Here is a 12,291-nt window from a genome sequence, read left to right as displayed (position 1 = left end):
CACCCATGGATGTACTGACAGAGAACTTCTCCCTCTACGGCAAGGGCTTCCTCGGCACGGTCGAGCTGACCGTCTACGCCTCCGCGCTGGCGCTCGTCCTCGGCTTCCTGATGGCGTCCTTCCGGGTCGCGCCCGTCGGCTCCTTCCGGGTGCTGGGCACGGTCTGGGTCACCGTCCTCCGCAACACCCCGCTGACGCTGCTCTTCTTCGCGGTGCTGCTCGGCCTGCCCCGCTTCGGGCTCGTCCTGCCCTTCCAGGTCTTCGCGGTGCTGGCGCTCGGCTGCTACACCTCCGCGTTCATCTGCGAGGTGCTGCGCTCCGGCATCAACACCGTGCCCAAGGGCCAGGGCGAGGCCGCCCGCAGCCTCGGCATGAACTTCGGCCAGACCCTGAGCACCGTGGTGCTGCCGCAGGCGTTCCGGTCGGTGATCCCGCCGGTCGGCTCGACCCTGATCGCACTCGCGAAGAACTCCGCGATCGCAGGGGCGTTCAGCGTCACGGAACTCCTCGGCACCTACAAGACGCTCAACGAGCTGGGCTACAGCATCATCTGGTCCTTCATCTGGATCGCCGTCGGCTACCTGATCATCACCCTGACCATCAGCGCGGTGTTCAACGTGATGGAGAAGCGCTGGGGAGTGGCACGATGACCAAGACCCTCACCCGCGGCCCGTCACGGCCCGAGGCCACCGCGCTCTACGACATCCCCGGCCCGGTGACCCGCAAACGGCACCTGATGTACGGGATCGCCTCCACCGTGGTGATCCTGGCGCTGTTCGGCTGGATCGTCTACCTGCTCTTCGACACCGACCAGTTCACCTCCGCGAAGTGGACGCCCTTCGCGTACAAGGGCATCCAGGAACTGCTGCTGCGCGGACTGGGCAACACTCTCAAGGCGTTCGCTTACGCCGCGGTCCTCTCGCTCGCCCTGGGCGCGGTCCTCGCGGTCGGCCGGCTCTCCGAGCACCGGGTGCTGCGCTGGATCTCGACCCTGCTGGTCGAGTTCTTCCGGGCCATGCCGGTGCTGGTGATGATCTTCTTCATCTTCGTGGCGCTGAAGGTCCAGCCGCTGCCCGCCCTGGTCGCCGGACTGACGCTCTACAACGGCTCGGTCCTCGCGGAGGTGTTCCGCACCGGGATCAACTCCGTGGACCGGGGCCAGCGCGAGGCCGCGTACGCGCTCGGGATGCGCAAGACGCAGGTCACCACGTTCGTCCTGGCCCCCCAGGCCGTTCGCGCGATGCTGCCGACCATCATCAGCCAACTGGTGGTCGCGCTCAAGGACACCTCACTGGGCTATCTGATCACCTACGAGGAATTCCTCCACGCCGGAAAGCTGATCGCGTCGAATCTCGACTACGATCTTCCCTTCATCCCCGTCGTGATGGTGATCTCTCCGATCTACATCGGGATGTGCATGCTGCTCTCGTGGTTCGCCACCTGGGTGGCCCGTCGTCAGCGGCGCAATCCGAAGACGAAGGCGGTGGGGGTGGCCCCGGCCGAACCGGGGACGCTGCTGCCGGGAGGGCAGTAGCCGGGCCCTGCCCGCCCGGCAGCAGTCGGTGATCACTTCTCGCGCAGCGGGACCGAGAGATGACTCGGGTCCGTGCCGGGCGAGGAGAAGGTCAGCTGCGCGCCGGTCGGGTTGTGCTCGATGTACAGCGGATCGACGGTGTCGATCACCAGGGCGAGCCGGTGACCGGCCGGGACGTCGTAGGCCGTGGAGAACAGCTCCAGGTCGACGGGGAACGGCCGGCCCGGTGTCTGCCCGTGGAAGGTGTACGGAGCATTGCTGACCAGTTTGCCGACGCCGAGCGGCCCCACGTCGTAGAGATACGCGACGAGGGTGCCGCTCGGCTTCGTGCTGGTGACCGTGGTGTGCAGCGCGGACGTGCCCCGGATCCGCTGCTCGGTGGCGTACCGTTCCGACTGCCACACGCTCGCGAAGGTGCGCGGCAGGAGGGGCACGGAGACCATCGGCGGCAGCTTGAGGAACTGGTCCAGCGCGTTGGACAGGATCGCGATGCCGCCGTTGGCGCCCGAATCGACGCCGCCCCAGATCTTCTTGGTGCCGTCCAGCGGGATCCGGTTCTTCGCCGCGCCGACCGACTTCCAGTCGGGGTAGCCCTCGTAGCCTTTGTCCGTCCGGGACTTGAGCTGCACGGGCTGCTCGGAGTCGATGCCGTTGCGCTCGCCCTTGAGATAGCGGTCGAACCAGCGGCGGGTGCTCGTCCAGGTGTCGTTCGGCAGCCCGAGGAGCCCGGTGGCCTCGGCGGTGGCGTGGTCGCCGGGGCGGAACTCCAGCCGCTTGGGGCCGGTGAGCTTGTCGTAGAACGAGGCGTACTGGTTGGGCGGGAAGATCGTGTCGCCCCAGGCGTTGCCCATCATGATCGCGGCGCCGTTGGCGTTGATCCGGTCCAGATACGTCGCGGGAGAGCGCTTCTTCCCCCAGGCGATCATCTCCGGTTCCTTCTCCAGGTCGGAGCCGAGGAAGTCCTTGAGCGTCTGCGTCAGCTCGTCGCTGGGGCGCCCGGTGACCAGGCCCGTGCCGCCGAGCAGGGCGGCGGCCTGGAGGTGCTGGGTGCGCCCGCTGTAGATCGAGTCGATCAGGTCGGCCCAGCCGCTGAGCGCGGCGACCGCCTTGATGCGCGGGTCGTGTCCGGCCGCCAGCAGGCTGATGCCCGCACCGTAGGAGACGCCGCCCATGCCGATGCGGTCCGGGTCGGCGGAGGTGTGCTCCAGCGCCCAGTCGATGACGGCGGAGGCGTCCGCGATGTCCGGCGGTCCTGCCACCTCGATCTTCCCGCCGGAGAGCCAGAAGCCGCGCGAGGTGTAACTCACGACGACGTAGCCGGAGTCGGCGAGCTTCTGGGCCTGCGCCAGGTACTCGATCTGCGGCATGGCCCAGCTCGTCGGGAAGACGATCAGCGGGTGCTTCGCCCCGGCCGCCGCACCGGCGGGGGTTCCGGGGGCCGGGGTGAACACATTGCCCTTGAGGGTGATGCCCCCGGAACCGGGGATGTCGTGGAACGTCAGTCCCCCGGCCGTCGTGCCCGCCGGAGCGGTGGCGGGGACGGGGGTGGCGGTCGCCGCCGGGGCGGCGCCGAGCGCACCCCCGGCGAGCAGGACGACGGCGGTGGTGATCGAAGCGGTGGTGCGCAGTGCCGGTTTCGGACGTGCCACAGGGTCACTCCTCACGCGTGTCAGTGCAAAGTGACCCGACGGTAACCCTGATTGTTTACCGCTGGTAACTCCCCGGCGCGTTGCGCGAAGGTAACGATTGTTGGACGTGGCGTCAGTAGCGTGACGTGGAGGCGGAGCGGGCGCTGCCGGTCACTTCAGGGCGCTCTTGGCCTGCCAGTCGGCCCACGAGACGTTCCACGCGCCGTACCCGTTGCCCTCGGCGACCGGACCCTTGGCCTCCGTGCCGGTCATCTCGAACGGGTCGCCCACCCGCACCTGTCCGTACAGGGCGGCGGCGTCGGCGTCGCTCATCCCGACGCAGCCCGAACTCCGGTTGGCCTGGCCGAAATAGCCCGCGTTCCACGGGGCCGCGTGCGCGTACATCCCTGACCAGGTCAGCCGCATCGAGTAGTCGACCATCTTGTCGTAGGCGTCGCCGAGGCCCACCGTCTCGGAGCGCATGTTGATGGTGCCCTCCTTCGACATCAGGACCGCCGTGCCCCGCCAGGAGGCCTTCTCGCCACCGGGGGTGCCCGCCGACATCGGGACGTCCATGACCTGCTTCCCGTCCCGCCGCAGCGCGATCCGGTGCCGGTCGAGGTCGACCTCGACCACCTGGGCCGCGCCGATCGTGAACGTCGTCGTGTAGTCGCGGACGAACCAGCCGCCGTCCGCCCCCGTGTCGACGCCGTTCAACCGGGCGTCCAGGGTGACCTTCGTGCCGGGCTTCCAGTACTCCTCGGGCCGCCAGTCGACGCGGTCCTTGCCCGAGTAGTCCTGGAGCCAGCCCCAGGAGCCCTCGGTGGCGTTCGACGTCGAGACCTTCAGGGCCTTCTCGACGGCCGCCTTGTCCTTCACGGGGTGGTCGAAGACGACGGACAGCGGCTGCGCGATGCCCACGGTCGTGTTCTTCCCCGGCGCCAGCGAGAGTTTGTTGACCTTCTGGGCCTCGGCGGTGGCGAACGTGGCCCTGTCGCTGCCGCCGTCCGCGTCCTCCGCCTCGACCGTGTACGCGGTGCCCGGCGCGGCGACCCGCTCGGATGTCCAGGTCCGGCCGTCGGCGGATATCTTCCCGGCCAGCGCGCCGCCCTCGGCAGCCGTCACCGAGACCGCCTTGAGCTTCCCCTCCGCCAGGGTCACCGTCACCGGCTCGCCGGGTGCCGCCGCCTTACCGGTGAGGTTCACCGAGACGCTGGTGCCGGGCGCCTTGCCGTCCCCGCCCACCGCCGCGGAGCCCGAAGCGCCCCCCGAGCACGCGGTGAGCGCGGCGGCGAGCAGCGCCGCGGGCCCGGTCAGGGCGAGCCGGGACCTCCGGCCGGCCGGAGCGGAGTGGCGGATGCGCGGACGTGCGGAACTCAACGGAAAAACCTCCAGGGCAGGGACACTCAGCAAGGGAGAGGTATTTCCCTCATGTCGGGTTCCGTCCTCAACCGGAAATCCCTGACGCGGAGGCGCTCCCTCGGCCCGGAGTACGCTCCACCGTCGGCCAGAACCTCGGAACCCGGGAGACCATCAGTGAGCGCGATCGTCGACAGCACCACCGAGCCCCCGGCCCGGCCCGCATCGGTGCTGCGCAGCGGGGCCGTGATGGCGGCCGGCTCCGTCGTCTCGCGCGCCACCGGCTTCGTCCGCTCGGCCGTCGTCGTCGCCGCACTCGGCACCGGCCTGATCGCCGACGGCTACACGGTCGCCAACACCGTGCCCAACATCCTGTACATCCTGCTCATCGGCGGCGCGCTCAACGCGGTCTTCGTCCCCGAACTGGTCCGCGCCGCCAAGGAGCACGCCGACGGGGGAGCGGCGTACACCGACCGGCTGCTCACCCTGTGCACCGTCGGCCTCCTCGCCCTCACCGCGCTCGCCGTGGCGGCGGCACCCCTCATCGTCGGCGTCTACACGGACTACGACGGCCGCCAGGCCGAACTGACCGTCGCCCTCGCCCGCTACTGCCTGCCGCAGATCCTCTTCTACGGGCTGTTCACCCTGCTCGGCCAGGTCCTCAACGCCCGCGGCCGCTTCGGCGCGATGATGTGGACCCCGGTCCTCAACAACATCGTGATCATCGGGGTGTTCGGGCTCTACATCGCGGTCGCCGCGAACTCCGACGGCGGCCTCTCCGACGCGCACGCGCACCTCCTGGGCTGGGGCACCACCGCCGGGATAGCCGTCCAGACCCTCGCCCTGATCCCCGCGCTGCGCGCCGCGAAGTTCCGCTGGCGGCCCCGGTTCGACTGGCGCGGCAGCGGACTGACCCGGCCCATGCGCGCGGCCGGCTGGCTGGTGCTGCTGGTCCTCACCAACCAGCTCGCGTACTGGGTCGTCACCCGGCTCTCCACCGCCACCGGGCAGCACGCCGTCGAGCAGGGCGTCGTCGGCGGCGCGGGCTACACCGCGTACAGCTACGCCTATCAGCTCTGGGTCGTTCCGCAGGGGATCATCACGGTCTCGCTGGTCACCGCCCTGATGCCCCGGATGAGCCGGGCCGCGGCCGATGGCGACCTCGCGGGGCTGCGGCGCGACGTCGCGTACGCCCTGCGCACCAGCGCCGCCGTCGTGGTGCCCGCCGCCACCGCCCTGCTGGTGCTCGCGCCGTGGGTGATCGGCTCCGTCTTCGGTTACGGGCGCGCCACCGACGCCGACGTCACCGTGATGGCCGGGATGATGGCGGCGTTCGCCCCCGGGCTGATCGCCTTCTCCGGGCAGTACGTCCTCTCCCGCGCCTTCTACGCGATGAGCGACACCCGCACCCCGTTCCTCCTCAACCTGGTGATCGCCGCCGTCCAGGCGGGCCTCTCGGCCGCCGCGTATCTGCTGCTGCCGGCGCGCTGGGCGGTGACCGGGATGGCCGGGGCGAGCACGGTGGCCTTCTTCGCCGGGTTCGCCGTCACCGGGTACGTCCTGTCCCGCCGGTTCTCGGGGCCCGCCGCCGGCCCGCTGCGGCGGTCGCCGACCGTCGGCGCGCACGCCCGTCTGATCGCCGCCTGCCTGCCCGCCGGTGCCCTGGCGTACGGTGCGGCGCGCGCGGCGGAGGGGGCCGGGGACGTGGCGGCGGCCGGCGCCGGGACCCTCACGCTGCTGCTCGGGGTGGTGCTGCTGGCCCGGCCGTTCGGGATCGGCGAGATCACCGCGATGGTGACTGCCGGCCGGGCCCGGCTGCGCCGCTGACGGCAGGCCGGTCAGCTGCCCGCCCGGCGCGATACGGGTGTGGTGGGTACGGGGGCCTGGCCTCCACGCCCTCAGCACGGCTCAACTCACCAGCCACACCAACAACTTGACGACGTCGTACCGGGCGTTCGCCGGGTGGGACTCGATCCCGTGTCAGGGCCGGCAGCTCGCTGCTCGATCACCGCACGATGGATCACGCCGCCGACGCCGCCCAGACACGGGTGCCCGAACTGCTGCGCATGGTCGCGGTCACAGAGAAGAACACCAGACATCGCCTCCTGGAGTCAGCGCGCCCGTTACAACTCACAGCTGACGTCCTCGCCCGGACGGACTCACCCCTGGTCTTCCCCGGCGGCCAGCCCGCCCGGCCGATCAGCGCCTGGGCCATGGGCGAACGGTTCCGCGAACTCGGCATCCGGCTCGCGGAAGCCCGCTCGACCGCCCTGTTCCAGCTCGCCACCGAACTGCCCGCCGCCGTCCTCGCCCGCAGCCTCGGCTTCGACATCACCGTCGCCGTCAAGTAGCAGCGAGCCGCTGCCGGAGACTGGGCCGCCTACGTGGCCGAGGTCAGCCGCTGCACTCCACCACAGCCTTCGATCTATACACCAGGAGCACCGACATGAGATTCGACGATCACCGCGTGGTCATTACCGCCGCCGGCCGCGATTCCCTGAGGCAGTCCGCTTGCTGTCCGCCGGTGACGACCAGGGACAGCGGCGGCAACGGCCGTCGTGCTCGAGCCGGACAACCAGGCTCGTGACCACCCCGTCCATCCAACGGCCCCGGGCCGGTTTCGGGACATGTCTCGCCGGTGGGGGACTCCAACAGTGTCGGAGCCCCCCGGTGGCCAAGCGGTCGTCGGCACCTACGGCGGCGGACCACCGTAAGCCTGCTCGGCCTCCTGGTAGCACTCCACCAAGAGCGGGTCCATCACGGTGGACCCCGGTCCGAAGAACTTGCCGAACCGCTCCCGGTACTGCTGGAACCAGTGCGGTCGCTCGGACAGGAAGAAGACGTCGTGCAGGGCGATAGCGCGGATGGCGAACAGGGGTGAGGGTGCCTTGCTCACCGCGAAACGGGGGTTGCGGGCGGCCGTCACCTCGCAGTTCTCGTGGAACTGGCCGATCATGAGCCCCTGTGCCACGAAGGCGTCCTTCACCCGGGCATGGGCCTGGTCGAGCAGTCCGGTGTCCTCGCTGCGCAGGTCGGGAAGTGCGACCACCATGGCCCGCAGCATGGGATTGCGGCCTTGCCAGGTCGTCAGCTCGTACTCTCGCAGACTGCTGCGGGCGATCTCCTCGATCAGCTCGAGGGTCGGCGCATGGCCGGCCAACCGCAGGCGGATCTCCATCGTCCGGTTCTTGCGCGAGGGTGCCACGAAGGGACAGATGGGCCCCGTGCGGCCGATCTCCGGATGGCTCGCCGAGATGTACTCGGTCAGCCATTCCTCGACCGTCTCCAGCGCTGACGCGAAGTCGACCAGGGATGCCGTGGACGTCATGACGCACCGGTCGGTTCGGTGACGCGGTCGACGGCGATGCGTGCGAGCCGCTGGATCTCCGACTCGTCCGGGACACGGGCGTTGACGAAGGTGAGAATGTCGTCCTTCGCGACGATCACCCAGGCCGTCTCGATGCGGAAGTGGTCGACGGTGGACAACCACCGCACCAGAAAGCCGCCGTCTCCCAGCTCGACAGGCCCCAGGTCCACCCTCGAGATGTCGAGCTGCACGCCGTCGTTGAGTTCCATCCGGTACTGCGCGCAGGCGTGCACCGCGTCGAAGAGCTGCTGGTAGATCTGCCGGCAGGTCCCGTGGCCGAACTGGGCGACATGGTGGAACACCACCGATCCCACGACGTTCGTGAACAGCGCGGAGGCGTGGTGCACCGTCTCGGGATGCGTGCCGTGCGTGAGCATGTTGGTCAGGTCGACGATAGCCCGACCCGACTCGTCGCCGGAGACGAAGGCGGGATCGTAGGCGGCGCTCGGCTCCTCGCCGTAGAACGACTCCTCGAGGTCCTCCTCCCGTAACAGAAGCTGCTGGAATGCGGCGTCGTCCATCGAGGTCTCCTATCGGCGCACGAGGCTCAGCGGGCGCATGTCGGTCCAGTGCTCCTCGACGTAGGCGAGGCAGGTCTGGCGGTCGCTCGTGCCGAGCGCGACCGTCCAGCCCGCGGGCACCTCGGCGTACGAAGGCCACAGCGAGTGCTGGCCCTCGTCGTTGACGAGCACCAGGAAGGTTCCGTCGGGGTTCTCGAAGGGGTTGCTCATCATTGCTCCTTGCGCATGCGGTCGGATGGGCGCCAGGTGTGCCGGTCAGTGCTCCTGCGCGACCCTGGTCACGTAGGTGTGGATGCCGTCGATCGAGGTGAACTGGCCCATGTCGTCGAACTGCGGGTCGATGACCACGCCGTGCCGCTCCTCCAGGACGTGCTGAAGGACCACCAGGGTGAAGGAGTCGATCACCAGCTCGGCGTCGTCGGTCAGTTCCTCGGGCGGCCCGAGTCCCGCGTTCTCGGTCAATATCACCCTGAGGTCGTCTTTCGAGATCACCGGTCCCCCTGTGCCCGCGAGGGCGATTCCGGCAGGACGCGTCCGTGCATCAGCGCACGGTCGCGGATCAGCTTCCCCATCGAGTTCCGCGGCAGCAGTCGCGTGACGTGGAACCTCTTGGGGACCTTGACGGGGCTCAGCCGCTCCCGGCACCAGGCCGTCAACTCGTCCGCGCCGACGGCGGGGTCGGCACCCACGAACGCCTCGATGACCTCTCCGTGCGTCACGACGGCTTCCGTCACCCGGTCGTGGGTCAGGAGGACGTTCTCCACTTCCGTGAGGTCGACCTTCAGTCCGCCGATCACGGCCAGCGAGTCGGCCCGGCCGAGCATGCTGAGCACCCCGGTCGCAGGGTCCTGCCGGACCCGGTCGTAGGTCCGCAGCCAGCCGTCCGTGTAGCGGTCCACGTGCTCGCCGTACAGATACGGCGAGTGGTCAATCCGCACGTACAGCTCCTCGTCGACGACCTTGACCTCGGCCCCCGGCACCGGAAGCCCCAGCTGCGGAGGAACGGACGTGCCGGACAGGTCACCCGCGATCAGTCCGATCTCGGTCAGTCCGTAGACCGGGCTGATCGGCAGGCCGAAGCATGCACGGAAGGTTTCGTACGTCTCCTGCGGCACCCGCTCGCCGCCGGACACCGCAAGGCGCAGTGCGGGCAGTTGGGGCCGGTCGGCGACGCGGGACAGCAGGTCGTAGTGGACGGGCGTTCCGTAGACGGCGGTCGTCCCGGTGGCCGCCATGAGCCGTGCGACCTCGGCCGGGCGCAGCGTCGGCGGGATGATCAGCGTCGCCCCGGTTGCGAGGGCGTGCAGCACGCCGCTGACCAGGCCCATGTTGTGCATGACCGAGTTCAGCAGCATCATCCGGTCGCCCGCGCCGGGGATTCCGGGGAGGGCGGCATGCCGGTCGATTTCGGCCAGCACGGAGTCGGCGGGGCGGCCGATCACCTTGGGCCGGCCGGACGAGCCCGAGCTGAACTGCACCAGTCGGATGCCGTCGACGGCGGGCCGGCCGTCCGGCAGCCGCCGGACCGTGAAGTCGGACTCCTGACGGAATCCGGCCACTGGCCCTCCGGCGCCGGACGCGGCGACGAGGTACTGCGGACGCACCAGTTGCGCCAGCGGTTCGTACTCTGCCGGTTTCAGCCGGAAGTCGACCAGAACCACCTGCGCCCCACGGCTCCACAGGGCCAACAGAACCTGAATATAGGTGAAACTCGGCGTCATCCTCAGGAGAACCGAGCTGCCTTCGCCGATTCCCTGGTTCCGGAAACGCTCCTCAAACTCGGATACCGCACCGCGTAACTGTCCCCGGGTGACCGAAGTGCTCGAAACGGCCCACGGGTCGTCGTCCGCGCCGCGGTTCAGCAGATGACTTACCCACTGCGTTTTTGCCATACGGGTTTCCTTTTGTGGAACAGCCTCGGGAAACGTGCGATCGACATTTGTGGAAAGTGAAGCTAACACCGCCGAGAAACGGCGGGCAAGAGTTCGTCGATCAAAGCGAACCGCCCCGCGATCGTCGCGCGGGTCCCTACGCCGGTCGCCGCACCGGCAGGGTGCAGCCTGCGGGAAAGGACTCCGTCCGGCGTGTGGCGAGCATCGGCCACGCTCCGCCGCAAGCGCGGGCGGCGGTCCTTCACCAGTCATTCCGGGGGCAGTTGGTCGCCAGGCCGCATTGGCGGGCACCGCGGTCGATGCCGGGCGTGCGCGCGGGTCCCGCCCGGGTTGTCCCGCGTGTCCCGCCGGCGGGACACGGCCCGGGCATGCACGTGGCATAGCCGATTGATCCCCTTGACCCTCCGGATCTCCCGGGGTTAGGTTCCCTCTGTCGCGTTTCCGGGCGGTTATGTCCGGCTCCTGTACACACGGCGATCCACGTCGCTCCGGCGGAGCAGAGGTCGCCGTTTCACTTCTGTGCGATCGAATTGACGACGCGTTTTCCAGGACATTGTGAGCTTTTCATTCCTGCCTCTCCGGCCGTCCGCGCGGGGAAATTCTCGGAGGTGGAGACTTGTCCGTCAGTGCCGGCATCACGCTGCCCCTCACGGCTGCGCAACGCGAAATATGGATGGCCGAGCAGCGGCTGGGGAGAGGGAATTGCGTTTTCCGGGTGGGGGAGTACCTGGAGATCCACGGAGGCGTGGATCCGGAGCTGTTCGCGCAAGCCCTGAGACTCGTCGTCGCCGAGGCGGAGGCGCTGCACGTCCGCTTCGTCGAGGAACCTGGCGAGGTCCGGCAAGCCCTCCAGGAGCCTGCCGACTGGCCGCTCGCAGTCACCGACCTGAGCGCGGAGCCAAACCCCGAACAGGCCGCCCGCGCCTGGATGGACACCGCGGTCGCCCGGCCCATGAGCCTGACCGAGAACCCCCTGTTCGAGTACGCGCTCCTGAAGCTGAGCGCCGACCGCTTCTGGTGGTATCAGGGCTACCACCACGCCGTGATGGACGCCTTCGGGTCCTTGCTGATCACACGCCGGGTCGCCGACGTCTACACCGCACTGGCCGGAGGCGGCACGGTGGGAGCGAGCCCATTCGGCACGCTGTCCGACCTGATCACGGCCGAACAGGCTTACCAGACATCGGAGCAATTCGGTCAAGATAGGGCGTACTGGGTGGAACGCTTCACCGACCGTCCGCAGCCGGCCGGAATCGTCGGCACGCCTTCGACCACGCCGGAGCGCTATCTCCGGCACACCACCGCATTGGAGCCGGCGGAACACACGGCACTGCGCGACGCGGCCCGCCGGGCCCGCGCCCCCTGGTCGCACCTGGTCATCGCCGCCGCGGCCCTCCACGTCCACCGGACGACCGGCACGGCCACCGTCGTCCTGGGCCTGCCGGTGACGGCCCGCCTCACCCAGGTGGAGCGCCGCACCCCCGGCACGGCCGCCAACGTCCTACCGCTCCGGCTCACGCTACGACCGGAGCTGACGCTCGGCGAACTCCTCGCCCAGATCGGCAAGCGTGTGCGCGAACTGGGCGGCCACCAGCGGTACCGGGCCGAGGACATCCAGCGCGACCTCGCACTGCCCGGCCGCCCGGGAACGTGGTACGCGCCGGTCGTCAACGTCATGTCCTTCGACTACGCGATCACCTTCGCCGGCCTGCCGACCACCGCGCACAACCTCTCCTCCGGCCTGGTGGGCGACTTCACCCTCGCCGTGTGGGACCGACGCGACGGCGCCGGGCCGGCCGTCGACGTGAACGCCCACCCCGACCTGTGCACGCGCGACGAACTGGCCGTTCACCACCGGCGTCTGCGCACGGCCCTGCGCGCCGTCACGGCAACGGATCCCTCCCGGCCGATCGGGCGGATCGATCTGCTCTCCGCGGAGGAGCGGGCGGCTGTGCTGGCGGTGCCTTCGGTTGTTGTGCCGTCGCGGGTG

At 69.5% G+C, this 12,291-nt stretch carries 12 protein-coding genes; 5 read left to right on the top strand and 7 right to left on the bottom strand.

The window, feature by feature from the left end; all coding sequences use genetic code 11:
* Positions 1 to 5 precede the first annotated feature (5 nt).
* The gene (locus IG90_RS0131290) at positions 6 to 650 is read left to right on the top strand and encodes an amino acid ABC transporter permease (protein WP_007454866.1); all 645 of its coding nucleotides are present in this window, start codon (positions 6 to 8) and stop codon (positions 648 to 650) included.
* The gene (locus IG90_RS0131285; protein WP_030592069.1) at positions 647 to 1,534 is read left to right on the top strand and encodes an amino acid ABC transporter permease; all 888 of its coding nucleotides are present in this window, start codon (positions 647 to 649) and stop codon (positions 1,532 to 1,534) included. The genes IG90_RS0131290 and IG90_RS0131285 overlap by 4 nt, the downstream gene beginning before the upstream one ends.
* Before the next feature lie 32 nt (positions 1,535 to 1,566).
* Here the strand turns inward: IG90_RS0131285 and IG90_RS0131280 are convergent, their stop codons facing one another.
* Together IG90_RS0131280 and IG90_RS0131275 are read right to left on the bottom strand one after the other, a co-directional pair.
* Positions 1,567 to 3,183 carry a CocE/NonD family hydrolase gene (locus tag IG90_RS0131280; RefSeq protein WP_030592066.1) on the bottom strand — a complete coding sequence of 539 codons (1,617 nt, stop codon included), beginning with the start codon at positions 3,181 to 3,183 and terminating at the stop codon, positions 1,567 to 1,569.
* Positions 3,184 to 3,333: 150 nt separating this feature from the next.
* Positions 3,334 to 4,542, bottom strand: coding sequence for a L,D-transpeptidase (locus IG90_RS0131275; protein WP_030592063.1), 1,209 nt, complete (start codon positions 4,540 to 4,542; stop codon positions 3,334 to 3,336).
* Between the two features lie 156 nt (positions 4,543 to 4,698).
* On the opposite strand from IG90_RS0131275, the gene murJ reads away from it, so the two are divergent.
* Positions 4,699 to 6,348, top strand: coding sequence for a murein biosynthesis integral membrane protein MurJ (gene murJ / locus IG90_RS0131270; protein WP_051860330.1), 1,650 nt, complete (start codon positions 4,699 to 4,701; stop codon positions 6,346 to 6,348).
* A 188-nt stretch (positions 6,349 to 6,536) separates the two neighbouring features.
* A complete protein-coding gene (locus IG90_RS41170; RefSeq protein WP_063739508.1) occupies positions 6,537 to 6,872 on the top strand; it encodes a hypothetical protein in 336 nt (111 codons plus the stop codon).
* A 341-nt stretch (positions 6,873 to 7,213) separates the two neighbouring features.
* On the opposite strand, the gene IG90_RS0131260 is transcribed toward IG90_RS41170, so the two are convergent.
* The 5 genes from IG90_RS0131260 to IG90_RS0131240 are packed head-to-tail and all read right to left on the bottom strand — an operon-like array spanning position 7,214 to position 10,301.
* Positions 7,214 to 7,849, bottom strand: a complete 636-nt coding sequence (locus IG90_RS0131260; RefSeq protein WP_030592057.1) for a DUF6875 domain-containing protein — start codon at positions 7,847 to 7,849, stop codon at positions 7,214 to 7,216.
* Complete coding sequence (locus IG90_RS0131255) at positions 7,846 to 8,409, bottom strand: hypothetical protein (protein ID WP_030592054.1); 564 nt, start codon at positions 8,407 to 8,409, stop codon at positions 7,846 to 7,848. The genes IG90_RS0131260 and IG90_RS0131255 overlap by 4 nt, the downstream gene beginning before the upstream one ends.
* A gap of 9 nt (positions 8,410 to 8,418) precedes the next feature.
* Positions 8,419 to 8,619, bottom strand: a complete 201-nt coding sequence (locus IG90_RS0131250) for an MbtH family protein (RefSeq protein ID WP_030592051.1) — start codon at positions 8,617 to 8,619, stop codon at positions 8,419 to 8,421.
* 45 nt (positions 8,620 to 8,664) lie between these two features.
* Positions 8,665 to 8,877, bottom strand: coding sequence for a hypothetical protein (locus tag IG90_RS0131245; protein ID WP_124265141.1), 213 nt, complete (start codon positions 8,875 to 8,877; stop codon positions 8,665 to 8,667).
* A gap of 20 nt (positions 8,878 to 8,897) precedes the next feature.
* Entirely contained in the window at positions 8,898 to 10,301 is a 1,404-nt protein-coding gene (locus IG90_RS0131240) for a class I adenylate-forming enzyme family protein (protein WP_063739507.1), read from the bottom strand.
* 616 nt (positions 10,302 to 10,917) lie between these two features.
* Here IG90_RS0131240 and IG90_RS0131235 point away from each other — a divergent pair.
* The coding region (locus IG90_RS0131235) for a condensation domain-containing protein (RefSeq protein ID WP_267958703.1) at positions 10,918 to 12,291 on the top strand (1,374 nt) is incomplete at its 3' end.

The sequence above is a fragment of the Streptomyces anulatus genome (genome assembly GCF_000721175.1).
GTDB classification, from domain to species: Bacteria; Actinomycetota; Actinomycetes; order Streptomycetales; family Streptomycetaceae; genus Streptomyces; species Streptomyces anulatus_C.
Note: the sequence above shows the minus strand (reverse complement) of the source record. Positions and strands in the feature narration are given on the sequence as shown.